General features: G+C 65.3%; 25 protein-coding genes. 10 read left to right on the top strand and 15 right to left on the bottom strand.

Annotation, left to right across the window (positions count from 1 at the left end):
* The first annotated feature begins 48 nt into the window (after positions 1-48).
* Both AC3WN8_RS23345 and AC3WN8_RS23340 read left to right on the top strand, forming a co-directional pair.
* Complete coding sequence (locus AC3WN8_RS23345) at positions 49-1,296, top strand: BtaA family protein (protein ID WP_492671889.1); 1,248 nt, start codon at positions 49-51, stop codon at positions 1,294-1,296.
* Positions 1,296-1,961: a class I SAM-dependent methyltransferase gene (locus AC3WN8_RS23340; RefSeq protein WP_492671888.1), complete on the top strand. Its 666-nt coding sequence runs from the start codon at positions 1,296-1,298 to the stop codon at positions 1,959-1,961. Before AC3WN8_RS23345 ends, AC3WN8_RS23340 begins: the two co-directional genes overlap by 1 nt.
* A 3-nt stretch (positions 1,962-1,964) precedes the next feature.
* Here the strand turns inward: AC3WN8_RS23340 and AC3WN8_RS23335 are convergent, their stop codons facing one another.
* On the bottom strand, positions 1,965-2,831 hold the full coding sequence (locus tag AC3WN8_RS23335) for a LysR substrate-binding domain-containing protein (RefSeq protein WP_492671887.1): 867 nt from the start codon (positions 2,829-2,831) through the stop codon (positions 1,965-1,967).
* 97 nt (positions 2,832-2,928) lie between these two features.
* On the opposite strand from AC3WN8_RS23335, the gene bla reads away from it, so the two are divergent.
* Positions 2,929-3,819: a class A beta-lactamase gene (gene bla / locus AC3WN8_RS23330; RefSeq protein ID WP_492671886.1), complete on the top strand. Its 891-nt coding sequence runs from the start codon at positions 2,929-2,931 to the stop codon at positions 3,817-3,819.
* 85 nt (positions 3,820-3,904) lie between these two features.
* On the opposite strand, the gene hemA is transcribed toward bla, so the two are convergent.
* Together hemA and murI are read right to left on the bottom strand one after the other, a co-directional pair.
* Positions 3,905-5,119 (bottom strand): 5-aminolevulinate synthase, encoded by a 1,215-nt coding sequence (gene hemA / locus AC3WN8_RS23325; RefSeq protein ID WP_492671885.1) that lies wholly within the window; start codon positions 5,117-5,119, stop codon positions 3,905-3,907.
* A 156-nt stretch (positions 5,120-5,275) separates the two neighbouring features.
* The gene (gene murI, locus AC3WN8_RS23320) at positions 5,276-6,073 is read right to left on the bottom strand and encodes a glutamate racemase (RefSeq protein ID WP_492671884.1); all 798 of its coding nucleotides are present in this window, start codon (positions 6,071-6,073) and stop codon (positions 5,276-5,278) included.
* Positions 6,074-6,248: 175 nt separating this feature from the next.
* Here murI and plsY point away from each other — a divergent pair, with 175 nt between their 5' ends.
* From plsY to topA, 4 genes are all read left to right on the top strand, one after another.
* Positions 6,249-6,842 (top strand): glycerol-3-phosphate 1-O-acyltransferase PlsY, encoded by a 594-nt coding sequence (plsY, locus tag AC3WN8_RS23315; protein ID WP_492671933.1) that lies wholly within the window; start codon positions 6,249-6,251, stop codon positions 6,840-6,842.
* Position 6,843: 1 nt separating this feature from the next.
* Positions 6,844-7,953 (top strand): DNA-processing protein DprA, encoded by a 1,110-nt coding sequence (gene dprA, locus AC3WN8_RS23310; RefSeq protein WP_492671883.1) that lies wholly within the window; start codon positions 6,844-6,846, stop codon positions 7,951-7,953.
* Positions 7,954-8,062: 109 nt separating this feature from the next.
* Complete coding sequence (locus tag AC3WN8_RS23305; protein WP_492671882.1) at positions 8,063-9,055, top strand: hypothetical protein; 993 nt, start codon at positions 8,063-8,065, stop codon at positions 9,053-9,055.
* A 75-nt stretch (positions 9,056-9,130) separates the two neighbouring features.
* Positions 9,131-11,671: a type I DNA topoisomerase gene (gene topA / locus AC3WN8_RS23300; RefSeq protein ID WP_492671881.1), complete on the top strand. Its 2,541-nt coding sequence runs from the start codon at positions 9,131-9,133 to the stop codon at positions 11,669-11,671.
* A gap of 15 nt (positions 11,672-11,686) precedes the next feature.
* Here the strand turns inward: topA and aac(6') are convergent, their stop codons facing one another.
* The 9 genes from aac(6') to AC3WN8_RS23255 form a co-directional block, all read right to left on the bottom strand.
* The gene (gene aac(6') / locus AC3WN8_RS23295) at positions 11,687-12,136 is read right to left on the bottom strand and encodes an aminoglycoside 6'-N-acetyltransferase (RefSeq protein ID WP_492671932.1); all 450 of its coding nucleotides are present in this window, start codon (positions 12,134-12,136) and stop codon (positions 11,687-11,689) included.
* A 2-nt stretch (positions 12,137-12,138) separates the two neighbouring features.
* Positions 12,139-12,894, bottom strand: a complete 756-nt coding sequence (locus tag AC3WN8_RS23290) for a HesA/MoeB/ThiF family protein (RefSeq protein WP_492671880.1) — start codon at positions 12,892-12,894, stop codon at positions 12,139-12,141.
* A gap of 5 nt (positions 12,895-12,899) precedes the next feature.
* Complete coding sequence (gene dut / locus AC3WN8_RS23285; protein WP_492671879.1) at positions 12,900-13,346, bottom strand: dUTP diphosphatase; 447 nt, start codon at positions 13,344-13,346, stop codon at positions 12,900-12,902.
* Positions 13,343-13,768 carry a DoxX family protein gene (locus AC3WN8_RS23280; protein ID WP_492671878.1) on the bottom strand — a complete coding sequence of 142 codons (426 nt, stop codon included), beginning with the start codon at positions 13,766-13,768 and terminating at the stop codon, positions 13,343-13,345. Before AC3WN8_RS23280 ends, dut begins: the two co-directional genes overlap by 4 nt.
* Positions 13,765-14,949 (bottom strand): bifunctional phosphopantothenoylcysteine decarboxylase/phosphopantothenate--cysteine ligase CoaBC, encoded by a 1,185-nt coding sequence (gene coaBC, locus AC3WN8_RS23275; protein ID WP_492671877.1) that lies wholly within the window; start codon positions 14,947-14,949, stop codon positions 13,765-13,767. Before coaBC ends, AC3WN8_RS23280 begins: the two co-directional genes overlap by 4 nt.
* A 58-nt stretch (positions 14,950-15,007) precedes the next feature.
* Complete coding sequence (locus AC3WN8_RS23270; RefSeq protein ID WP_492671876.1) at positions 15,008-15,307, bottom strand: CcdB family protein; 300 nt, start codon at positions 15,305-15,307, stop codon at positions 15,008-15,010.
* Positions 15,307-15,543, bottom strand: coding sequence for a type II toxin-antitoxin system CcdA family antitoxin (locus AC3WN8_RS23265; RefSeq protein WP_492671875.1), 237 nt, complete (start codon positions 15,541-15,543; stop codon positions 15,307-15,309). Before AC3WN8_RS23265 ends, AC3WN8_RS23270 begins: the two co-directional genes overlap by 1 nt.
* A 79-nt stretch (positions 15,544-15,622) precedes the next feature.
* Positions 15,623-17,155 (bottom strand): 2-polyprenylphenol 6-hydroxylase, encoded by a 1,533-nt coding sequence (gene ubiB / locus AC3WN8_RS23260; protein WP_492671874.1) that lies wholly within the window; start codon positions 17,153-17,155, stop codon positions 15,623-15,625.
* On the bottom strand, positions 17,152-17,883 hold the full coding sequence (locus AC3WN8_RS23255; protein WP_492671873.1) for a class I SAM-dependent methyltransferase: 732 nt from the start codon (positions 17,881-17,883) through the stop codon (positions 17,152-17,154). The genes ubiB and AC3WN8_RS23255 overlap by 4 nt, the downstream gene beginning before the upstream one ends.
* Before the next feature lie 55 nt (positions 17,884-17,938).
* On the opposite strand from AC3WN8_RS23255, the gene mutM reads away from it, so the two are divergent.
* From mutM to dnaA, 3 genes are all read left to right on the top strand, one after another.
* Positions 17,939-18,754 carry a bifunctional DNA-formamidopyrimidine glycosylase/DNA-(apurinic or apyrimidinic site) lyase gene (gene mutM, locus AC3WN8_RS23250; protein ID WP_492671872.1) on the top strand — a complete coding sequence of 272 codons (816 nt, stop codon included), beginning with the start codon at positions 17,939-17,941 and terminating at the stop codon, positions 18,752-18,754.
* Between the two features lie 96 nt (positions 18,755-18,850).
* Positions 18,851-19,114, top strand: coding sequence for a 30S ribosomal protein S20 (rpsT, locus tag AC3WN8_RS23245; protein WP_492671871.1), 264 nt, complete (start codon positions 18,851-18,853; stop codon positions 19,112-19,114).
* Positions 19,115-19,504: 390 nt separating this feature from the next.
* The gene (gene dnaA / locus AC3WN8_RS23240) at positions 19,505-20,914 is read left to right on the top strand and encodes a chromosomal replication initiator protein DnaA (RefSeq protein WP_492671870.1); all 1,410 of its coding nucleotides are present in this window, start codon (positions 19,505-19,507) and stop codon (positions 20,912-20,914) included.
* Positions 20,915-21,161: 247 nt separating this feature from the next.
* Here the strand turns inward: dnaA and AC3WN8_RS23235 are convergent, their stop codons facing one another.
* The 3 genes from AC3WN8_RS23235 to murJ all read right to left on the bottom strand — a co-directional run bounded on the left by AC3WN8_RS23235 (position 21,162) and on the right by murJ (position 24,519).
* Positions 21,162-21,815 carry a DUF4136 domain-containing protein gene (locus tag AC3WN8_RS23235; protein ID WP_492671869.1) on the bottom strand — a complete coding sequence of 218 codons (654 nt, stop codon included), beginning with the start codon at positions 21,813-21,815 and terminating at the stop codon, positions 21,162-21,164.
* A gap of 149 nt (positions 21,816-21,964) precedes the next feature.
* A complete protein-coding gene (trpS, locus tag AC3WN8_RS23230) occupies positions 21,965-22,963 on the bottom strand; it encodes a tryptophan--tRNA ligase (RefSeq protein WP_492671868.1) in 999 nt (332 codons plus the stop codon).
* Positions 22,963-24,519 carry a murein biosynthesis integral membrane protein MurJ gene (gene murJ / locus AC3WN8_RS23225; RefSeq protein ID WP_492671867.1) on the bottom strand — a complete coding sequence of 519 codons (1,557 nt, stop codon included), beginning with the start codon at positions 24,517-24,519 and terminating at the stop codon, positions 22,963-22,965. Before murJ ends, trpS begins: the two co-directional genes overlap by 1 nt.
* Between the last annotated feature and the right edge of the window lie 6 nt (positions 24,520-24,525).

The following is a 24,525-nucleotide window of genomic DNA, read 5'->3' as shown; positions in this document are numbered from 1 at the left end:
CGTCACGGCGCGCGGCTAAGCGCTCCGAAACCGGGCAGGGGACGCACCATGGCGAGCGCCGCAATCACCGACACGAAACCGGGATCCAATCATCGCGTGCGCGATGCGGTCCTCCAGCATGGCCAGCTTTCGAAGCAAGGACTGCTCGAACGCGCCTTCACCTTCGCCTTTCGCGGACTGGTCTATGCGCAGATCTGGGAAGATCCCGTCGTCGATCTGGAGGCGCTCCAGCTCGGCCCCGATACGCATCTGGTGACGATCGCCAGCGGTGGCTGCAACGTGCTGTCCTATCTGACCGCCAATCCGGCGCGGATCACCGCCGTCGATCTCAACACCGCCCACATCGCGCTCAACCGGCTCAAGCTGGCTGCGGCGCGACGGCTGCCCGATCATGGCAGCTTCTACCGCTTTTTCGGCGATGCCGACCGCCGCGAGAACGTCACGGCCTATAAGCAGCATGTCGCCCCGTATCTCGACGAGACGTCGCGTCGCTATTGGGAAGGGCGCGACATGATCGGCCGGCGCCGGATCGGTGGATTCGCGCGTAATTTTTACCGCCGGGGCCTGCTCGGCAATTTCATCGACGTCGCACATCTGCTCGCCAAGCTTTACGGCGTCGATCCCCGGCAATTGCTCGAGGCCGGTTCGATCGAGGAACAGCGCGTGATCTTCGACGCGCATTTCGCGCCGGTGTTCGACCGGCGGTTCATCCGCTGGCTGACCAGCAATCCCGCGTCGCTGTTCGGCCTGGGCATCCCGCCCGCGCAATATGAAGTGCTCGCCGGCGGCAAGGATATGGCGCTGGTGCTGCGCGAGCGGCTGGAGAAGCTCGCCTGCGATTTCGATATCGGCTCCAACTATTTCGCCTGGCAGGCCTTCGGCAAGGGCTATGGCAAGGCGCCGGGCGCGTCGGTGCCGCCCTATCTGGAGGCTGCCAATTACGAGGCGGTGGTGTCGCGCGTCGACCGGGTCGATGTCCGCCACGCCAATTTCGTTGATTTCCTGCGCGAGAATGGCGATGCCAGCCTTGATCGCTACGTCCTGCTCGACGCGCAGGACTGGATGACCGACGCGCAGCTCACCACGCTGTGGAGCGAGATCACGCGCACCGCGAAGCCCGGTTCGCGCGTGCTCTTCCGGACGGCGGCCGAACCGACCCTGCTGCCCGGCCGTGTGCCCGACGCCATTCTCGATCGCTGGCACTATGAGGAGGCCGCTTCGCGCGATTTCACACGGCGCGATCGTTCGTCAATCTATGGCGGAGTCCACCTCTATGTGCTGAAGGGCGCCGCCTGATGGGGCCAGTCGCGGCGTCCACCGCGGACCATATGGATGCCATCTACCGGACCCAGCGCCACGTCTACGACCTGACCCGCAAATATTATCTGCTCGGCCGCGACCGGCTGATCGCTGGACTGCGCCCGCCGCCAAAGGGCGCGGTGCTTGAAGTCGGTTGCGGCACCGGGCGCAACCTGATCGCGGCGGCGCGGGCCTGGCCGCAGGCGCGGCTGCACGGTTTCGATATCTCGCGTGCGATGCTCGAAACCGCGAGTGCATCGGTGCGTCGTGCCGGGCTGTCGAGCCGGGTCAAGCTGGCGCAGGGTGACGCGACGGGGTTCGATGCGAAAGCGATGTTCGGCCGCAAGGATTTCGATCGTATCTTCTTTTCCTACACGCTCTCGATGATCCCCGGCTGGCGCGAAGCGATCTCGGCGGCGATCGACGTGCTCGCACCCGGCGGTGCGATCCATATCGTCGATTTCGGGCAGCAGGAGCGGTTGCCGCGCTGGTGGCGCGCGATGCTGTTCGCCTGGCTTGCGCGCTTCTCCGTCCGGCCGCGCGCCGATCTGCGGGTCATCCTGGCGACGCTGGCCGAGGATCGCGGGCTGGTCCTCGATTTCAAACCGCTCCATCGCGGCTATGCCTGGAGCGCGGTCTTGCGGCGGCCAAAAGGACGGTAAGCTTTACGCGCACGCTTCGATCAGCCAGTCGCGGAATGCGCGCATCGCCTCGCCCGGTTTACGCGTCTTGAGACGGGTCAGCCAATAGGCGCCGGTCTCGACGTCCTGAGGGAAGGGACGGACGAGCCGCCCCTGGTCGAGCGCATCCTCGAACATGCGCGCGGGCAGTAGCGCGACGCCGGCGCCCGCGATGGCGGCGGCGGCGGTCGTCACCGAGGAATCGAACATCGGTCCATGAAGCGGCGGGCAGGGCGTTTGCGCGATCTCGAACCAGAGCGGCCATTCGTCGGGGCGATAGGATCGCAGCAGCGCCTCACCGGCAAGGTCGCCCGGATGGCCCAGCCGCTGCGCCACGGCCGGCGCGCACATCGGCGTCAGCGGCGCCGTCATCAGCCGATCTGCCTCTACGCCATGCCATGCGCCGTCGCCGAAGCGGATGGCATAATCGAGCCCGTCCCCCGCCAGGTCGACGCGATTGTTGTTGGTCAGCAGCCGTAGATCGACAAAGGGATGGGCGGTCGCGAAGGCGGAGAGACGCGGCAGCAGCCAGCCGGTGGCGAAGGTGCCGACCACGCCCAGCGTCAGCACTTCGCGCATCCGCCCGCCCGCATAACGATCGAGCACCGCCGAGATCCGGTCGAAGCTTTCCGCCAGCACCGGCACCAGCGCCGCGCCCTCGTCGGTGAGCGCGAGGCCGCGTGGCAGGCGGCGGAACAGCGGAACGCCCAGCCGCTGCTCCAGCCCGTTGACCTGATGGCTGACCGCGGCCTGGCTGACGCGCAGTTCGAGGCCGGCGCGAGTGAGGCTGAGGTGCCGTGCCGCGGCCTCGAAGGCGCGCAGCGCGTTGAGCGGTAAATGCGGTCGATCCATCCTAGATCCCAGAAAAACTTATGGCTCGTCCGAGATATGATCGATTGTGAGTGGCGCTCCAAGCGCTAATTTCCGTCGATATTGATGGAGGTAAGCGATGATCGGACGGCGGGATGTATTGATCGGATTTGGGGCAGCGACGGTCGGGGCCGCGCTGACGCCGCAACTCGTACGCGCGCTCGGGCGCGATCCGGGGCTCAACGAGGCGCTGTCGGCGCAGATGAAAAGGATCGAGGCCGGCGTCGGCGGGCGGCTGGGCGTCGCGATTCTCGATACGGGCAGCGGCTATTGGTTCGCATGGCGCGGCGCCGAGCGGTTTCCGATGTGCAGCACTTTCAAATTCCTGCTCGCGGCCGCCGTGCTCCGGCGGGTCGAACAGGGCAAGGAGCGGCTCGATCGCCCCGTGGCGATCGCCAAGAGCGATTTTGTACCCAACTCGCCTGCGGTCGAGAAACGCTTCGGCGGCACGCTCACCGTCGCCGAACTCTGCGAGGCGACAGTCACGCTCAGCGACAATGCTGCGGCCAATCTGTTGCTGCCTTCGGTCGGCGGGCTTGCCGGCTTCAACGCTTTCCTGCGCAGCCTGGGCGACGCGGCCACCCGGCTCGACCGGAACGAGCCGATGATGAGCGAGGCCATTCCGGGCGATCCGCGCGACACCACCACACCGGAAGCGATGCTGCAGTCGATGCGTGCCGTGCTGACCGGCAAGGCGCTGGCGCCGGCATCGCGCGAACAGGTCACGCAATGGCTGATCGCCAACAAGACGGGCGATACGCGGATACGCGCAGGGCTGCCGGCGGATTGGCGCGTCGGCGACAAGACCGGTGCGAGCGAAAACGGCGTGACCAACGACGTCGCGATCCTGTGGCCGCCAGCGCGCAAGCCCGTGCTGGTCACGGCCTATCTGGCGGAGAGCAAGGCTGCTCAGGCTGCACGGCACGGCGCGCTTGCCGATGTGGCGCGTGCGGTGGTGCGATATCTGTAGACGCTAATTCGTCTTCCGCTCCGTCATTCCAGCTTTTGCTGGAATGACGGTGAACTTTGTACCGAGGTGTGACGCGCCATCAGCCCTAGGCGGCTTTGCGCATCTCCAGCCGGTCCCAGATCTCGACCAGCGCCTTGGTCAGGTCGCGCATCATCGATTCGTCGTGCGCGGGGCCGGGGGTGAAGCGCAACCGCTCCGTGCCGCGCGGCACGGTCGGATAATTGATCGGCTGCACATAGACGCCATATTCAGCGAGCAGGATATCGCTGATCTTCTTGGCGCGGACGGGATCGCCGACCATCAGCGGCACGATATGCGTCGTCGACGGCATCACCGGCAGCCCGGCCTCGGCGAACATCGCCTTCAACTGCGCGGCCGCAGCCTGCTGGCCGTCACGCTCGACGCTCGATGCCTTGAGGTGGCGCACCGCCGCGAGTACGCCGGCGACGAGCACGGGCGAAAGCGAGGTGGTGAAGATGAAGCCGGGCGCATAGCTGCGGATCACGTCGACGATCATCTTGTCGGCGGCGATATAGCCGCCCATCACGCCGAACGCCTTGCCCAGCGTGCCTTCGATGATGGTGATGCGGTGCGCGGCGTCGTCGCGCTCGGAAATGCCGCCGCCGCGCACACCGTACATGCCGACAGCATGGACTTCGTCGAGATAGGTCAACGCGTTGTATTTGTCGGCGAGATCGCAGATTGCGTGGAGCGGGGCGACGTCGCCGTCCATCGAATAGACGCTCTCGAACGCGATCAGCTTGGGCGTGTCCTCGTCCTCGGCCGCCAGCAATTCTTCGAGATGCTCGAGGTCGTTGTGACGGAAGACGCGCTTTTCGCAGCCCGAGTTGCGGATGCCCGCGATCATCGAGGCGTGGTTGAGCTCGTCGGAGAAGATCACGCAGCCGGGCAGCAATTTGCCGAGCGTCGCCAATGTCGCTTCGTTCGAGACATAGCCCGACGTGAAGAGCAGCGCGCCTTCCTTGCCGTGCAGATCGGCAAGCTCATATTCGAGATCGATGTGATAATGGGTGTTGCCGCCGATATTGCGCGTGCCGCCCGATCCGGCGCCGACGTCGTGGAGCGCTTCCTCCATCGCAGCGATCACCTTGGGATGCTGGCCCATGGCGAGATAGTCGTTCGAGCACCAGACCGTGATCGGCTTGGGTCCGTTATGGCCCGCGAAACAGCGCGCATTGGGGAACGTGCCCTTGTTGCGCAGGATGTCGATGAACACGCGATAGCGCCCTTCGGCATGAAGCCGATCGATCGCCTGGGTAAAAACGCGCTGATAATCCAATGTCCCGGCCCCTCAGCCAATGATGACGCTGCGCCCGCCTCTCGGGTCCGCCTTTAACGTCGCGATGCGGCTATGGCCAGCGAGAACGGCTCGCAACATACGTAAATGCCCCGGTCAAATTGTCCCAGGGCCAGGCCCCAGTCAACCAGACCTTAGTCAAAGCGTCTCGACGCGGATAAGCCCATATCGCGCCAATGCGGGGGCAAGTGCGGCATTGGCGGAGTCGGCGGTAGTGAAGACCATCACGCCTTCGGGCGTCGTATCGGGCCAATCCTGCCCAGCTGTCAGATGGGCGATGCGCCGGGCAATGCCTTCGCCGCCATCGACAAAGGCGATCGGGTGAGGGGAGGCTGCAGCCAGCTCGTCCTCGACCAGCGGAAAATGGGTACAGGCGAGCACGATCGTGTCGATGGCACTGCCGCCCGGTTGTCCGGTCAGCCCGGCAATGGCGCGCGCGAAGATGGCCGGGTCGGGCGTGCCGCCGCGCAATTTGGCCTCGGCGGCGGTGACCAGTTCCGCGGAGCCGTGGCGAAAGACCGCGCAGTCCGCCGCGAACTCGGCGGCGAGCCGGTCGACATAGGGCTGGCGGATCGTCGCATCGGTGCCGAGCACCCCGATCGCACGGGTCTTCGACAGCAAGGCGGCGGGTTTGATCGCCGGAACCGTGCCGACGATCGGCACGTCGAGCGCCGAGCGGACATGGGCAAGCGCGATTGTCGATGCGGTATTGCAGGCGATGACGATCAGCCGCGGACGGTAGCGCTCGGCAAGGCGCCCGAGCAACGCGGGCACCCGCGCGGCGATTTCGGCTTCGCTGCGCGTTCCATAGGGAAAACCGCCATTGTCAGCGACATAGATGAAGGGCGCCCTGGCCAGCAGGGCGCGGGCGGGCGCGAGCACGGAAAGACCGCCCACGCCCGAATCGAAGAAGAGGATGGGGCGCATATCGACCATGACCGCCCCTCTAGAACCATGCGCACAGCGGTGGAAGCCGGCCGGTCGCGGGTTTGCGCAAGCGCGGATCGATCACCGTGGTCATGGACCTGTCTCTTGATCGGCTTTATTGCGGCAACGCCACAATCCACTATGTTATGGGCGAAAGGGGCGGGATTTGGACTTCAGCATCTGGATCGGACCCGCAGCCGCGTTGCTGCTCGGATATCTGATGGGTTCGATTCCCTTCGGGCTGATCCTCACCCGGATCGCCGGTGCCGGCGATCTGCGCGCGATCGGATCGGGCAATATCGGCGCCACCAACGTGCTGCGCACCGGGCGCAAATGGCTGGCGGCACTCACCCTGCTGCTCGACATGGCGAAGGGGGCTGCCGCGGTGCTGATCGCCGCCTTCATCAGCCCCGATTTCGCGGTGCTCGCGGCAGTCGGCGCGTTCCTCGGCCATGTCTACCCCGTCTGGCTGCGCTTTCGCGGCGGCAAGGGCGTCGCCACATTGTTCGGCATCGCGCTTGCCTTCAGCGTGCTGACGGGCAGCATAGTCTACGCTTTGGTCTTCGCGCTGGTCTGGATCGGGACGATCGCCGTGACGCGCATCTCGTCGCTCGGCGGCATGTCCGCCGCAATCCTCTTGCCCGTCACCGCGGCGGTGCTCGGGCGTTTCGATCTGGTCGTGCTCTTCCTCGCGCTGTCGCTGATCGTGCTGTGGAAGCATCGCGGCAATATCGAGCGGCTGCTGGCCGGGACCGAGCCGAGGATCGGGCGCGCCTGACATGGCAGCCGATGGCGCGGATCGTGCCGACGACCGGTTTGCGCGCCTCCGGCTGATCCGGTCGGGCCAGATCGGACCGGTCACCTATCGCCATCTGCTTGCACGCTTCGGGACGCCCCAGGCGGCGCTCGATGCGCTGCCCGATCTCGCCGCGCGTGGCGGCGGGCGTCCGCCGCGCATCGCCGGCCAGGCCGAGATCGAGCAGGAGATGCGCACGGTCGAGCGGCTGGGCGCACAATATCTGTTCCTCGGCCAGCCGCCTTATCCGCCGCTGCTGGGGGAGATCGAGACCGCGCCGCCCGCGCTGATCGTGCGCGGCGATCCCGCACTGGTCGCGCGGCGGACTGTGGCGATCGTTGGCGCGCGTAACGCATCGGCCGCCGCCTGCCGCTTCGCGCGCCAACTCGCCCAGGGGTTGAGCGATGCCGGTGTGCTGGTGGTCTCCGGTCTTGCGCGGGGAATCGACACTGCCGCGCATCAAGGTTCGATCGATGCGGGAACCGCCGCGGTGATCGCGAGCGGAATCGACATCGCCTTTCCGCCGGAGAATGTGGGCCTGCAGGAGGAGATTGCGCGCCGCGGCCTGCTGATCGCCGAACAGCCGCCGGGGCGCGAACCGCTGGCGCGGCATTTCCCCAGCCGCAACCGGATCATCGCCGGCATGGCGCTCGGCACGGTGGTGGTTGAGGCCGCACCGCGTTCGGGATCGCTGATCACCGCACGGCTTGCGAACGAAGCCGGACGCGAAGTGATGGCGGTGCCCGGATCGCCGCTCGATCCGCGTGCGCAGGGCTGCAACGGACTGATCCGCGAGGGTGCCACGCTCATCCAGTCGGCGGCCGACGTGATCGAGGCGATCACCCCGATCGGCAGCATGCGCCTCGCCCAGCCGGGCGAAGCCTATGCGCCGCCGCCGGCCGATGCTGATGTGGCGGATCGCGACCGGTCGCGGATCGTCTCGCTGCTCGGCCATGCGCCGGTGCCGGTCGACGAACTCATCCGCCAGTCGGGCACATCGCCTGCCACGGTCCAGACCGTGCTGCTCGAACTGGAACTCGCCGGCCGGATCGAACGGCATGCCGGTGGTAGGGTCAGCCTGGGGGGGGCCTGAAGCCGATCATGCGCTCGCCGCAAGCCGGGCCATGCTTTGTGCTTTGAATCTCGGTTGAAAAGGCGTTAAGCATCGCGCCGGGTCGCGCAATCCTCCGGGGGAAATTGCCGTGCCCTTTCATATCATCTCGAAACTGCTGCCTGTATTCGTGCTGGTTGCCATGCCCGTCGCCGCGCTTGCCGCCAAGGCGAAGGATCCGGTCAAGGTGACGTCCGCCAAGAATGTGAAGGGGACGCAGCGGGTCGTCATCGGCCAGTTCACCGTCGGCTTTCTGATCGAACGCAAGGATTCGACCAAGGCGGGCGGCGGCCTGATGGGCGGCGGCTTTGGCGGGCGTTCGACGGTGCGCAGCACGCTTGCCGGCTATAGTCAGGCCGATCTGCAGGATATCGCGGACGCGGCACATGCCGATCTGGCGGCGAAACTGGTTGCGGCGGGCTTCGAGGTCGTCGATCGCGCCACGCTCGCGGCGCACCCTGCCTATGCCAAGGCGAAGGGCGAGCCCGGGAACAAGGAAATGACGACGCGGACGGGGCGTGACGACAATGCGAACGTGCTCTTCGTCAGCGCATCGCAGACCGCGCCGCTCAAGCTCGTCACCGGCGATGTCGTGGCAAGCGGCTTCGGCGCGATGGGCCTGATCATGAGCGGCACCCAGGTCATGAACGGCGCCACCACTTATGCCAAGGAAACCGGCGTCAACGTGGTCAACGCGATCTACTATGTCGATTTCGCCGATAGCGACGAATATGGCGGCTGGTTCCGGTCGTCTTCCGCGGTGAGCGTGAAGGGCAGCCTGGCGCTGTTGCCCGATCAGTCCAAACTGACCGTGGTCGGACCGAACTACCAGTCGGCGACCTTGGCGCTGGCCGATCCCGTCGCGGTGGGCGGCGATTTCTTCGACAAGCGGGATTCCATGTCGGGTGGTGAGAAGACATCCAACGCCATCGGCAATGCGATCGGGCTGCTTGGTGGTGTGGGCACCAACAGCTCGAAGAAATTCACCTTCACCGCGCGGCCCGGCACTTATGTTCCCGGCGCGAAACAGGCGGTGTTCGATGCCAATGAGGTGCTGGTCGGGCGGCTGGCGAGTCTGCGATGAACGGAAGCGCTTGACGGCACCGCCTGAGGCTTCCCACCCTCGCGCGTACGCGTAGAGAGTGGAATCAGGATCATCATGCAGCTTGTCATCGTCGAATCCCCCGCCAAGGCGAAAACCATCGAGAAGTATCTGGGCAGCGATTTTCGCGTGCTCGCATCCTATGGTCACATTCGCGACCTTCCCGCCAAGGACGGCTCGGTCGATCCCGATGCCGACTTCGCGATGGAGTGGGAGAATTACGCCGACAAGGGCAAGCAGCTCAAGGCGATCACCGATGAGGCGAAGAAGGCCGATCGCCTGATCCTCGCGACCGACCCCGATCGCGAGGGTGAGGCGATCTCCTGGCATGTCCAGGAAGTGCTGCGGCAGAAAAGGGCGCTGCCAAGGGAGGTCGAGCGCGTGACCTTCAACGCGATCACCAAGGCGGCGGTGACCGAAGCGATGAAGGCGCCGCGTGCACTCGACGAGGATCTGATCGATGCGTATCGCGCCCGGCGCGCGCTCGACTATCTGGTCGGCTTCACGCTCTCGCCGGTGTTGTGGCGCAAGCTGCCCGGCGCCAAGTCCGCGGGGCGCGTGCAATCGGTCGCGCTCCGGCTCGTCGTCGATCGCGAGCGGGAGATCGAACTGTTCCGCCCGCAGGAATATTGGTCGGTCACTGCCGATATGGAGCAGGACGGCCAGTCCTTCGTCGCGCGGCTCTCGCGCTGGAAGGGTGACAAGGTCGACCGGCTGACGCTGGGCAACCAGGGCGACGCGGAGGCCGCCAAGGCGGCTGTCGAATCGGGCCGGTTCAGTGCCGCCTCGGTCGAGACCAAGCCGCTCACGCGCAATCCGCCGCCACCCTTCACCACCTCGACGCTGCAGCAGGAAGCGGCGCGCAAATTGGGCTTCTCCGCCAGCCACACCATGCGGGTGGCGCAGAATCTCTACGAGGATGGCGCGATCACCTATATGCGGACCGACGGCGTCCAGATGGACGGCAGTGCCATCTCCGCGGCACGCGGCGCCATCGCCAACCGGTATGACGGCAGTTATGTGCCCGACAAGCCGCGCCAATATACCGCCAAGGCTAAGAACGCGCAGGAAGCCCACGAAGCGATCCGTCCGACCGATTTCTCCAAGGACAAGCTCGGTTCGGGCGATCATGCCCGGCTTTACGACCTGATCTGGAAGCGGGCACTGGCGAGCCAGATGGCCTCGGCGCGGCTGGAGCGCACGACCGTCGAACTCACCGACGGCACCGGCCAGACCGGTCTGCGGGCGACCGGGCAGGTCGTGCTCTTTCCCGGCTATCTCGCGCTGTATGAGGAAGGCCGCGACGATGAGGGCGACGAGGATTCGCGTCGTCTGCCGCGCATGTCCGAAGGCGATGCGCCGGCCAAGAAGGCGGTCCATGCCGAACAGCATTTCACCCAGCCGCCGCCGCGCTATTCGGAAGCGAGCCTGGTCAAGAAGATGGAAGAGCTGGGGATCGGCCGGCCGTCTACTTATGCGTCGACTCTGCAGACGCTTAAGGACCGTTCCTACGTCCGGGTGGAAAAGAACCGCTTCTTCGCGGAGGAAAGCGGGCGGCTGGTGACGGCGTTCCTCGAACGCTTTTTCGAACGCTATGTGAGTTATGATTATACCGCCGGGCTCGAGGACGAGCTCGACGATATTTCGGGCGGCCGCGCGCAGTGGCAGAAAGTGCTCGAAGCATTCTGGCGCGATTTCAAGCCGCGCACCGCCGAGGTGATGGAACAGAAGCCGTCGGACATCACCGCGGCGCTCGACCAGTTCCTTGCGCCCTTGCTGTTCCCCGATAAGGAGGATGGCAGCGATCCGCGGCTCTGCCCCAATTGCGGCGAAGGCAAGCTGTCCTTGCGTGGCGGCCGCTTCGGCGCGTTCATCGCCTGCTCCAACTATCCCGAATGCAAATACACCCGCCGCTTCGCGCAGGCGGGGGGCAGCGGCGACCAGGGCGGCGATACCGGACCCGAAGTGCTGGGCAGCGATCCGGAGACTGGCCTCGAAGTCTCCAAGCGCTCGGGCCGGTTCGGCCCCTATGTCCAGCTCGGCGACGGCAAGGAAGCCAAGCGCGCGTCGATCCCCAAGGATGTCGAGCTCGATTTCGACTGGGCGGTGCGGCTGCTCTCATTGCCGCGCACGGTCGGTGACCATCCGGAGACCGCCAAGCCGATCACAGCAAGCATAGGGCGTTATGGGCCATATCTCGCACATGATGGGAAATATGCGCGGCTGACCTCGACTGCCGAAGTGTTCGAAACGGGCATGAACGCCGCGGTTGTGAAACTGGCCGAGGCGGCGGCGGGCGGCGGGCGTCCGCAGCGTGGCTCGCGTGAGCCTTTGCGTGTGCTCGGCGCGCATCCGCGCACCGAGCTCGAGATCAAGCTGATGGAGGGCCGGTTCGGGCCCTATGTCACCGACGGCACCACCAATGCGACCTTGCCCAAGACGATCGACAAGGATGCGCTGACGCTGGAGGAAGCCGCACAGCTGATCGATACGCGCGCGGCGGCGGCTCCAGCCAAGGGCAAGGCCAAGAAGAAGCCCGCGGCCAAGAAGGCGCCGGCGAAGAAAAAGGCGCCTGCCAAGAAGGCGAAGGCCGAGTAGCAGCGAGGCCGGCGTTTACTGCGCCGGCAACGTCTTGCGGAAGTAAACGACGCGTTCGGTTTCCTCGAAGCCGAGCGCGTCGTGCATGGCATGGCTGGCCTCGTTGTCGAGCAGCGCATCGGATGCGAACTCGGTACAGCCCTGCGCCGCCGCCCAGCCTTGCGCCGCGTCGCAAAGCGCTCGTGCGACGCCCGTCAGCCGGTGGGCGGGATCGACATAAATGCCTTCGAGAAAGCCGACCGGCGATGTCTCGCAGCCATTCACATAATCGCGCCGCAGCGAGACTTCGGCGAAGCCGATCGCGGCGCCGGTCCCATCGATCACGAGAAAGATCGCCAAATCCTCGCGCGACAGCATCTCTGCCGCTTCGGTGTCGTCGGGCTCGTCCTTCAGGAACGGCCACAGCGCCTCGCGAAGCGCGATCAGATCGTCCAGATCGGCGTGCGTGCATCTCCGGACAAGCATGGTCATGTCGAACAGGTGCGGCAGGCCGGGTCCTTGGGCAATTTGATCGTCCGCATCATCGGTGTGATTCCATCGAAGATATGGAGCTTGCCTGCGGCATCGGGCCCGAAATCGGTGACATGACGGATCGCTTCCATCGCGGCGAAGCTGCCCATCATCCCGGCCATCGCGCCGAGCACACCCTGTTCGGCGCAGCTGTCGCAATCGTCGGGATCATGCGCATCGCCCACGAAGCAGCGATAACAGGGCTTGTCCGCCTCCCAGCCGCGAAACGTGCCGATCTGCCCCTGGAACTGGCCGATCGCTGCCGAAACCAGCGGGATGTACGCACGCGTGCAATGATCGGAGACCACCAGTCGCGTCGCGAAATTGTCGCATCCGTCGAGCACGAGATCGGTTGCCGCGATCAGTTCGCCGACATTGGCGGCGGTGATACGCGCCACTTTCGCAATCGCCTCGACATGCGGATTGAGTGCGCGGACCGCATCGGCCGCGCGCTCGGCCTTCAGCGCGCCGACATCGCCCGTCGTGAACAAGGTCTGGCGTTGGAGATTGGCCAGGCTCACCCGGTCGTCGTCGATGATGGTCAGTGCGCCGACCCCGGCCGCCGCGAGATACTGGATCGCCGGACAGCCGATTCCGCCCGCGCCGACCACGGTGACACGCGCCTGTTTGAGCAAGCCCTGACCGGTGCCCCCGACCTGCTTGAGCACGATGTGGCGGGCGTAGCGGTCCAGCTCCTCGTCGGACAGGTTCATGGCGGTCAGCCGCGTATTCCGGTCGAACCGAAGCCGCCGGCGCCGCGTACGGTCTCGTCGAGCGACTCGACTTCGGCGAAGATCGCGGGCTGGACCGGCGCGGCGACGAGCTGCGCGATGCGGTCGCCGCGTGCGATCGCGAAGGCCTCGGTGCCCAGGTTGATCATGATGATCTTCAATTCGCCGCGATAATCGGCGTCGATCGTGCCGGGGGTATTGGGCAGCGAGATGCCGTGCTTGAGCGCCAGGCCCGAGCGTGGCCGCACCTGCACTTCATAACCCGCCGGGATCGCCATGGCGAAGCCGGTGGCGACGGCATGGCGGCCGCCGGGGGGCAGGATCACGTCTTCGGCCGAGACCACGTCCATGCCCGCGGCATGCTCGGTCGCATAGGCAGGAACGGGCAGGCCCTCGCCATGGGGCAGGCGCTTCAGCGCGATCGTAATGGTCATGATTTCCTTTCGAGCAATCGATCGAGTGCGATACGGCCGGCGCCGAGCGTCGCGAAGAGCAGGCCGAGCGCGATCAGCACCGCGGCGGGCCAGATCTCGCGGAAGCTCTGCGCCAGGTGGACCATCACCACGCCGACCGTGAAATTAAAGGCCAGCAGCAGCCCGGCCCAGCGTGTCAGCAGGCCCAGGATCAGCGCGATGCCGATCGCAAGCTGCGCCCAGACCGACAGTGGCGCCATGACGTCAGGCGCGGCGAAGCCATTGGCGGCAAGGAAGCCGGCGAATTCGGCCATACGCTCGCGGCTGGCGATATTGTCGAGCACGCCATGGATCAGGAAGCTGCCGGTGAGCAGCCGCGCCATGAGCAGGGCTAGGTCGCTGAGCGCGGCAAGCGGACGCAGCAGCAACAGGTCGCGGTTCATGCCAGCGCCTGGGCGATCCGCGCGGCCAGACGATCGGCGACCGCCTGTTTGGGCAATGTCTCCCAGCTTTCGACGCCGTCGGCGGTGACGATATGGACGCTGTTGCGCTCGCCGCCCATCACATCGACCGACACGTCGTTGGCGACGATCCAGTCGGCCTTTTTGCGCGCGCGCTTGGCGGTTGCGTGCTCGATCAGCTTCTCGGTCTCCGCCGCGAAGCCGATGACGAGGCGGGGGCGGGCGGGGGAGGCGGCAAGCGTCGCCAATATGTCGGGATTCTCGGTGAAACGCAGCGTCGGTGGCGTGCCGTCACCGGTCTTCTTGATCTTTTCCGGGCTCGCCTCGGTGTGCCAGTCCGCCACTGCGGCGACCATCACCGCGGCGTCGGCGGGCAGCGCGGCATCGACCGCCACCGCCATCTCGCGCGCGGTCTCGACATCGACGCGTGTCACGCCCGGCGGCGTCGGCAATGTGACCGGACCTGCGACCAAAGTCACGCGCGCGCCCAGAGCAGCGAGCGCACCGGCGATGGCGAAGCCCTGTTTCCCCGACGAGCGGTTGGCGATGTAGCGGACCGGGTCGATCGGCTCATGCGTCGGCCCCGCCGTGACGAGGATATGACGGCCGGCAAGCGCGTCGCTCCGTGAAAAATGCGCCTGGATCGCGCCCATGATCGCCTGCGGATCGGGCAGGCGGCCTGGGCCGTACTCGCCGCACGCCATCGGGCCTTCGTCGGGTTCGATGATCGTCACGCCGTCCGCGCGCAACTGCGTCACATTGCGGCGCGTGGCGGCATGCTGCCACATGCGGACGTTCATCGCCGGAACCGCGAGCACTGGCTTGTCGGTCGCGAGCAGCAGCGTGGTGGCAAGGCTGTCGGAAATGCCCGCCGCCATCTTGGCGAGAAGATCGGCGGTCGCGGGCGCGATCACGATCAGGTCGGCCTGGCGGCTCAATTGGATATGACCCATCTCGGCCTCGTCCTTGAGGTCGAAGAGATTGGTGTGGACGGGTTGTTCGGAGAGTGCCGCCAGCGTCATCGGCGTTACGAAATGCGCGCCGCCCTCGGTCAGCACGCAGCGCACGGACATGCCGGCCTTGCGGATCAGGCGGATCAGCTCGCAGGCCTTGTAGGCCGCGATTCCGCCGCCAACGATAAGAAGGATGCGCCGAGCGGTCATCGTCGGCACTCATGCCCCGCGACTGCGCGGCTGTCGAGATCGGATGAGCGGTGCGGCATCAATAGCCGGTCAGCAGCATGTCGATCGCATTCATGATCGCTGGCTGCTCACTGGCCAAGGATTCGACGTGTGAGCCGAGATCGCGCAACGGGACGGAGGATGCGAATTGCGTGACCATGATAACGGTCTCGCCGGCCACCGTGAAACTCGGATTGAGCCGTTCGCCCGCAAGCGGAGCGATCTCCGGTGGGAGCAGCGGGACGACGAAGCGGGTATTGAGGCCACTCAGGACATCGGCCTGGCAATCCAGCAGGAAGCCTGAAGCGCCTGGGGAACGATGAACGTCGAAGCGGGCCATCAGAACAGGCGATAGCGTTCGAGTGGCAACCCGTGCTTTTCCACATAGGCATTGGAGGATTCGATCGCCTCGCGATTCGCCTCGAGCCAGGCTTCCGCGCGCGACTTCGCGACCTGCTCCTCTAGCCCGCGCTCGCAGGCCTGGGAGATGTTGACGTTCAGCCGCTTGGCCTCGTCGATCAGTTCGGCGTCGATGGAGACATTTGTCGCGCGCTTCTGAGCTGCGGATCTGCGCATGAGTTTCTCCAGATGAATGCGCATAATGTATGCGCATGATTGCGCGAGTCAATCGTGCAGCATCGATCGGAAAAATGTCTCAGCCGAAAAGCGCCATCGCGGCCGCGCCCAGCCCGGCCGCGAGGATTGCGGTGGCCGCGTAGCGCCAGCCGCCGCCGATGCGGATCACTTCAACCTCGCGCAGCGGTGGGGGCGGGGGCGCCGCGCCGGGCTTGGGATATTGCGCTTCGATCCGGCGGATCAGGTCGGGCAGGCCGCGCAGCGTGCGGAAGTCCAGAATCAGCCGGTCGGCGATCTGCGCCTCAGGGCCCAATTCGGTGCGCAGCCATTCCTTCACGAACGGGCCGGACACGTCCCACATGTTGATGTCGGGATCGAGCGTCTGTGCGACACCCTCGACCATCACCATCGTCTTCTGGAGCAGCAGCAGATGCGGCTGGGTCTGCATGTCGAAATCGCGCGTGATCGCGAACAGCCCGTCGAGCATCTGCCCGATCGACACATCCTTGACCGGCAGGCCACGAATCGGTTCCCCCACCGCGCGCAATGCCGTGGTGAATTCGTCGACATTGTGGTGCGGCGGCACATAGCCCGCTTCGAAATGGATCTCCGCGACGCGGCGGTAATTGCCGGTCAGCAGGCCATAGAGGATCTCGGCGAGCCACATCCGCGCCTGGCGGTTGATCCGCCCCATGATGCCGAAATCGATCGCGGCGAGATCGCCATTGGGCAGCGCGAACAGATTGCCCTGATGGAGATCGGCGTGGAAGAAACCTTCGGCGATCGCCTGGCGCAGAAAGGCCCGGACGAGGCGCGCGGCCAGCACCGCGGGATCATGGCCGGCCTCGATCAGCGCGTCGCGCTTGGACAGCTTGATGCCGTCGAGCCATTCCAGCGTCATCACGCGGCGCGCGGTACGCTGCCAGTCGATCGCCGGGATATGATAGCCCGGTTCGGCCGCCATCGCCTCGGACAGTTCGGAAGCGGAGGCCGCTTCGCGCCGCAGGTCGAGTTCGCGCAACGTCCATTGGCGGAAGGTGGCGATGACGAGCCGCGGGCGCAGCCGTGCGATCTCGCCGCCGAATGCCTCGGCCTGCGCGGCCGCCCATTCATAAGTCTCGATCGCGGCGGCGAAATCATCCTCGATGCCGGGGCGCAACACCTTGACCGCCACGACGCGGCCATCGGTGGTGATGGCCTTGTGGACCTGGGCGATCGATGCCGCGCCGACGGGATCGGGGTCGATCGACTGGAACAGCGTCTCGATCGGCTTCCCCAGCGCGGTCTCGATGCTGGCCCGGATCTGCTCGAACGGGGCAGGGGGCAGCGCATCCTGAAGGCGGAACAGGTCGTTGGCGGCGACCTCGCCGACCAGGTCGGGGCGGGTCGCGAGCGACTGGCCGAGCTTGATCGCGGCCGGGCCGATCGCCTGGAATGCATCGGCATAGCGCGGCTGTTTCGGCACGCGCGTGCCCAGGCGAAGGAAGCGGATGAGCCAGCGCACGCGCGGCGGTGTCAGCGCATCGTGCTCGATACCCGTCAGCGCGCCGTGGCGCGCCAGTGTGCGCCCCCATTTCCAGAGGCGCCAGGAATGGACGATGGGATGGGTCAAATCTTCCAGCCGCTATGAATGGCGACCAGCCCGCCGAGCAGCGGCTCGACACGCGTCTGCACGAAGCCGGCCTTGGCGATCATGCCCTCGAATGTCTTCATATCGGGAAAGCGGCGGATCGATTCGATCAGGTAGCGATAGCTGTCTTCGTCCTTCGCCAGCGCCTTGCCGAGCTTGGGGACGAGCTTGTGCGAATAGGCATCGTAGATTTCGGCGAAGCCGGGCCAGAGTGTCGTCGAGAATTCCAGGCAGAAGAATCGCCCGCCGCGCTTGAGCACGCGATGCGCATCGCCCAGCGCCTGCTGGATCCGGGTCACGTTCCGGATGCCGAAGGCGATGGTATAGGCGTCGAAGCTCGAATCCGCGAAGCTCAACTGCTCGGCATTCTCCTCCTGCCAGATCAGCCCTTCGATGCCGCGCTTGGCCGCGCGTTCCATGCCGACGGCCAGCATTTCCGGATTGATGTCCGACACGGTGATGTCGGCGCCGGACGGCGCCATGCGGAACGCGATATCGCCGGTACCGCCCGCGACATCGAGGATGCGCTCGCCGGCGCGGGGTTTCACGCGGCGGACGAAGCGATCCTTCCACAGCCGGTGCATGCCGCCGGACATGGCGTCGTTCATGATGTCGTAGCTGGAGGCGACGCTCGAAAAGACGCCGCGGACACGCGCGGTCTTTTCGTCGGGGGCGATATCCTCATAGCCGAAGGAGACGGTGTCGGTCATGGGCCATCCTCTAGCTAAGACTTGTTGGTGGGGCAAAGGCTGTTAAGCGAGGGCGATGCCAGAGCTTCCAGAAGTCGAGACCACTGTCCGCGGCCTCCGCTCCGTGCTGGACGGCGCGGAGCTGACGCGTGTCGAGCCCCGCCGTGCGGATCTGCGCCGCGCGATCCCGCCCGACCTTCGTCAGCGGCTGACCGGTGCGCGCGTGACGGGGCTTGGGCGGCGCGCCAAATACGGGCTGATCGACACCGACCGAGGCGATACGCTGATCTTCCATCTGGGCATGTCGGGGCGGTGGCGCGTCGATCCGGAAGAGATCGGAACCCACGACCATCTGGTGATCGAGACCGCAGGCGGGCGCAGGTTGGCGCTCAACGATCCGCGACGATTCGGTTCGCTCGATCTGGTCGAGACCGCGGCGCTTTCGGTGTTCGCGCCGTTCGCGGCGCTGGGGCCGGAGCCGCTGGATGATGTGTTCGACGCTGCACATCTGGCCGATGCGTTCGAGAATCGGATCGCGCCGGTCAAGGCACTGCTGCTCGATCAGCGAGTCGTTGCTGGTCTCGGCAACATCTATGTGTGCGAGGCGCTGCACATCGCCGGAATCTCGCCGGTCACGCCCGGAGGGCGGATCACGCGCAAACGACTCGATCCGCTGGTCGCCGCGATCAAGGCGGTGCTGGCGTCCGCGATCGAGGCCGGCGGATCGACATTGCGGGATTTTGTGCGGCCCGATGGCGAGCTTGGCTATTTCTTCAAGCAATGGCGCGTTTATGGGCGCGAGGGACTGGATTGCCCCACATGCGGCAAGCCGGTAGAGCGTCGCGTCGACAGTGGACGATCGACCTTTTTCTGCGCGAAATGCCAGCGCTGAGCGGTTGACGATTTGCGGAAACCTGACTAAGGGAGCCGCTTTCCGGGCGCGGGCAACCCCGCGCCTTGTTTTTTCGAGAAGCAGAGGCATCACAAAATGGCGAACACGCCGCAGGCAAAAAAGCGCATCCGCCGCAACGATCGTCGCGCTGAGGTCAACGGCAACCGCATCGGTCGCATCCGTACTTTCATCAAGAAAGTGGAAGCTGCGCTCGAATCCGGCGTCAAGGCAGATGCAGCCAACGCGCTCGCCGCTGCGCAGCCCGAGCTGGCTCGCGGCGTTGCCAAGGGCGTGCTTCACAAGAACACCGCGTCGCGCAAGTTCGCGCGTCTGACGAAGCGAGTCGCCGCTCTCGGCTGAGTCGTTTTCGCTTTCAGGGTTCGGAAGCCCGCCGGCAGCGATGCCGGCGGGCTTTTTTCATTTTTCTGTCACGCGATTGTCATGCCAGCTTTTCCCGCGATTCGCGGTAGTTACGATTCGGCAACTTTTATTAAGCTGTTGAAAATCAACGATATCTGAGAGATGTCGGATTTCCGCCGTCAAGCGTGTTTATTTCAAATTTTTGACATTCACGGCCTTGATCCCGGACCGAGTCCGTCTCACAAAACCCCTCTTGCCGGCAATCGAATCGGTTGCCGGAGCAGCACACCTCAGCGTTCTCCGCGCCGCGACCAGTCGTTCCGGCCGTGGGATCGCTGTGCGGGTGAACAAGCGGGGCGACCTGCAGGAAAGGGTTAGGGCTTAGACATAATGGTGTTGGGGGGTGATGGACTGGCGATGGAGAGCGCGACGCTGACTCAGGCGTGGGAAGCTGTCCGTACAGGCCTTCGCCGGGACTGCGGCGTGCGGACGTTCGACCATTGGCTGAAGCCGATCGGTCTTGGCCGCTTCCGCGCCGCCGACGCCACGGTCGAACTCGTGCTGCCCTCTGCCTTCATGGCCCGCTGGGTCGAGTCGCATTTTGCGGAGCGGCTGACGCTTGCCTGGCGCGCGGTCGGGTGCGGCGTCCGGAGCGTCGAGATCGTCGCCGACGACGGCGAGTCGCGGCCAGTCTATGCGATGTCGGCCGAAGCGGGTGAGGGCAGTGATCAGGCCGAGCCGGAGGCTGTGCCCGAGGCTCTTGCGCCGACCGTTGCGGGCTCTCTGCTCGATCCGCGCTTCACCTTCGAGAATTTCGTGTCGGGAGATGCCAACGCGCTTGCCGCGAATGCGGCACGTACGCTCGGCGAAGGTGGCGCGGTCCTGTTCAATCCGCTCTTCATCCATGGTGGGACCGGGCAGGGCAAGACCCACCTGATGCATGCGATCGGCCATGCGTTTCGCCGCCATAACCCTCAGGCAAACGTGCTCTACATGTCCGCCGAGAAGTTCATGGTCGAGTTCGTCTCGGCGATGCGCGCCAAGGACACGCTGGCGTTCAAGGCGCGACTCCGGTCTGCGGACCTGCTGATGATCGACGATATCCAGTTCATCGCCGGCAAGGGATCGACGCAGGAGGAGTTCCTCCACACCGTCAATGAGATCATGACGAGCGGCCGTCGGCTGGTGATCGGCGCCGATCGCTCACCCCAGGCGCTCGAAGGCATTGAGGGGCGCATCCTCTCTCGCCTGTCGATGGGGCTGGTTGCGGATATCAAGCCGGCGGATCACGCCCTGCGGCTGGCAATCCTGCAGCGCAAGGCCGCCACGGTCGAAGGCGTCGCCATTCCCGGCGAGGTCATCGAGATGCTGGCGCACCGCATCGCGAGCAACATCCGCGAGATGGAAGGCGCGCTCAACCGGGTCGTCGCCTATGGCCAGCTCAACGGCCGTCCGATCGACGTCGATTTCGCACAGGAAGTGCTGGTCGACGTGCTTCAGGCCAGCCAGCGCCGGGTGACGATCGACGAGATTCAGCGCCGGGTCTGTGCGCATTTCAATATACGCCAGAACGATATGGTCTCCGCCCGGCGCGCGCGTGCCGTTGCGCGGCCGCGCCAGATCGCGATGTATCTGGCGAAGCGGATGACGCCGCGCTCGCTGCCCGAGATCGGACGCAAATTCGGCGGCCGCGACCATACCACGGTGATCTACGCGGTCCGGCAGATCGAGAAGCTGCGCGAAAGCGATGCCGACATCGACAAGGACGTCCGTTCGCTGATCCGCGAACTGGAAAGCTGAGACGCGATCCGCCGGGCACATCCGCGGCCCGGCGCTGAAATCCGCGTCATCACCAGCCCTTTTACCGTCTGCCAGTGCGCGCTTCGCCTCTCACAATGATGCTCGGCTTTGCGGGACAGTCTGCAGCCGCGGTTGCTGTCGATCGGACACGCGCTTCCGATATGAAAACAGAAAGGGCGCCACGCCGTCCCGGTTCTGCCGGGTTGGCATGGCGCCCTGTTTCAGATCAGGGATATGTTCGGGCCGATCAGCTCTTTGGCGGGGGCGGAACGGTGATGCGCATCGTCTCGCCCGAATTGCCCGGGAAGCCCGTGAACATCGCCTCGACGAGGTTGGGGACGAGATAGGTCAGGTCGTCGCTGCGCGACTGGGCCTTGGCCTCGCCTTCGAACACGCGTTCGCCGCTGCGGCGCTCGATCACCATGTCGAGATCGGCGGTATAGACCGTGTAGCTCTCGACATCGTTATAGCCATAGCCGCCGAACAGGAACGGATCATGGAATCCGTAGATGAAGCCGCCACGGCCCCAGCGACGATAGGGGCCCCAGTAGAAGGGGTCACGATTCCAGCCCGAGCCATAGGCGAAGGGCGAACTGCGGATCTTCTCGCGGCCCTTGTCGACGCCATAGTCGAGCTTGACCAGCAGGCTGGCGCTTGCCGGCGATTCGGCGCGGGCATAGCCCTGCTGGGCCAGCCGCGCTTCGACGAGGCGCGCATATTGCGCGAATTCCAGGCTGTCCTGCAGCACGGGATCGCGCGCCACGATCGCGAAAGTCTGGCCCTGCGGGGCCGGCATCTGCTGGAAACGGGTGACGTTGGAGGTGAGCCCGGTGGCGCAGCCGCCGAGCGCAAGCAGAGCGATCGGTGCAGCCGCCAACGCGATTTTACGGACGATAGACATGACCTTGACCCTTCGGGGTGAAACCATTCAATGTTTCAGTGACGTAGACGTTTATGTCAAACCGCATGAATAGCAATTGAACGCACAGCCCATCGATGGGGTTGCACGGTTCGTCCGTGCCTGACCGGGCCGATGTCGCGCATGTCCGTTCACCTGCCCCTGACCAGTCCTAGCGCGTCATACGCGGCATCGAGCGTCGGTTGGGCAAGCGTCCGGGCCTTTTCCGCGCCGAGCGAAAGATAGGCGTCGAGCTGAGCGGGATCGGCGCGCAATTCATTGTAGCGCGCGGTGATCGGGCCGAGCACGGAAACCATCAGATCGGCCAGCGCTGGCTTGAACTGGCCGAAGCCCTGGCCGGCATAATCGGCGAGTACGGCCTCGGGCGTCGTGTCGGCCAGCGTGGCATAGATATTGACCAGGTTGCGGGCTTCCGGGCGTTCCGCCAGTGCGGCCTCATTGTCGGGCAACGGCTCGGGATCGGTCTTGGCCTTGCGGACCTTCTGCGCGATCATGTCGGTGTCGTCGGCCAGGTTGATCCGGCTCATGTCCGACGGATCGGACTTGGACATCTTGGCGGTGCCGTCGCGCAGCGACATGATCCGTGCCGCGGTCTTGGGAATATAGGCGTCGGGGATGGTGAAGACCTCGCGTCCGAAATCCTGGTTGAACTTGATCGCGATGTCGCGCGTCAGCTCGAGATGCTGACGCTGATCCTCGCCCACGGGCACATGGGTCGATTGATAGAGCAGGATGTCGGCCGCCTGGAGTACGGGATAGACGTAGAGCGCGGCGCTGGCGCTGTCGCGATTCTTGCCCGATTTCTCCTTGAACTGGGTCATGCGGTTGAGCCAGCCGATCCGTGCGGTGCCGTTGAGCAGCCAGGCAAGTTCGGGGTGCGCGGGCACCTGCGCCTGGTTGAACAGCGTCGAACGCTTGGGGTCGATGCCCGACGCGATCAGCGCTGCCGCCATGTCGCGCGTGTTGCGCGTCAGTTCGGCGGGATCGTTGTAGATCGAGATCGCGTGGAGATCGGCGAGGAAATAGAGGCATTCGGCCTCGTCTTGCATCTTCACCCAATTCTTGATCGCGCCCAGATAATTGCCGAGGTGGAGGTTTCCGGTGGTCTGGATTCCCGAAAGGACGCGCATCAGACAGCTTTCTTCTTGCGGAGGAGAACGAGGATCGCGTTGCGGTCGATGCCGCCAACGACGAAGGCGGTGACGAAATAGACAAGACCACCGACGCCACACAGGCCGATCACGCCAATGAGGCGCTGGACGACCGATCCGGCGAACCAGTCCTGCAACAGCATGCGCATGCCCCACAACGCCGCCGCCATGATCGCGCCCGCCAGCAATTGCCGGGCGATGCGGCTCCACAGCCAGCCTTCGATGCGGAAGTGGCCCCGGCGGCTGAGGATCGCGTAGAGCATGATCGCATTGAGCCAGGAACAGCCCGAAATCGCCATGGCGAGACCGTAGATGCCAAAGGGTGGGATCAGCGCGAAATTGAGCACCACATTCGCGACGAGCACGATCACCGCTGTCTTGACCGGAGTCTTGGTATCGCCGCGTGCATAGAAGCCGGGCGTGATGACCTTGACCAGGACATAGGCGGGCAAGCCCGATGCGATGAGCGCGAGCACGTTGCCGGTGATCATCGCGTCATGGGCGGTGAAGCGGCCGCCCTGGAACAGGGCCGCAACCAGCGCCGGCGCCACGACGCCGAGCGCGATGGCGGCGGGCAGACACAGCAGCATCGAAAGATCGACTGCCTGACCCTGGACCTTGGCCGCCTCTCCGGGATTGCCCTGGCTGATGAAGCGGCTGATATGCGGCAGGATCGCGGTGCCCAGCGCGGTGCCGATCACCGACAAAGGCAGCTGGTTCAGGCGGTCCGAATAGTTGAGATAGCTCATCGAACCTTCGGGAAGCCGGGTGGCGAAGAAGGTGTCGATAAGCTGGCTGATCTGATAGACGCCCGCGCCAAGCGTCGCGGGGATCACCACGACGAAGAATTGCCGTACATCGGGCGTCATCCGCGGCTTGCGCAATGTCAGCGAAACGCCCGCCTTGCGCGCGCCATGCCACAGCAGGATGAGCTGGAGCACGCCGCCCACGGTGACGCCGACCGCAAGCGCGGTGGCGCTGCGTACCCCGCCGGTCGGGACGATGAGCAGTGCGATCAGCATCGCGACGTTGAGCAATGCCGGCGCGAAGGCGGCGGCCGCGAATTTCGTCAGCGAATTGAGGATGCCCGAAAAGAAGGACACCAGGCTGATCAGCAGCAGATAGGGGAAGGTGATCCGGCTGAGGAACACGGTGAGCGCGAATTTCTCGGGTTCGTCGGCATAGCCCGACGCGATCGCCCAGACGAACAGCGGCATCGCCACTTCGAAGACGAGCGTGAAGACGAGCAGAGCGGGCACGAAGAAGGCCAGCACCTCCTCGGAGAAGCGCTTGGCGTCCGCCATGCCGCCGGGTCCGTGGAAGCGCTGACTGAACAGCGGCACGAAACCGGCGGAAAAGGCGCCTTCGCCGAACAGGCGGCGAAAGGTGTTGGGCAGGCGGAACGCCACCAGGAACGCGTCGGCTGCGCCGCTCGCGCCCATGATGCGCGACATCAGCATTTCGCGCGCGAAGCCGAAGACGCGACTGACCATGGTCAGTCCGCCGATGGTGCCCATCGATTTGAGGAGGTTCACGTCACG

It is taken from the genome of Sphingobium sp. FW305-3-2-15-F-TSA7 (genome assembly GCF_058787155.1).
Note: the sequence above shows the minus strand (reverse complement) of the source record. Positions and strands in the feature narration are given on the sequence as shown.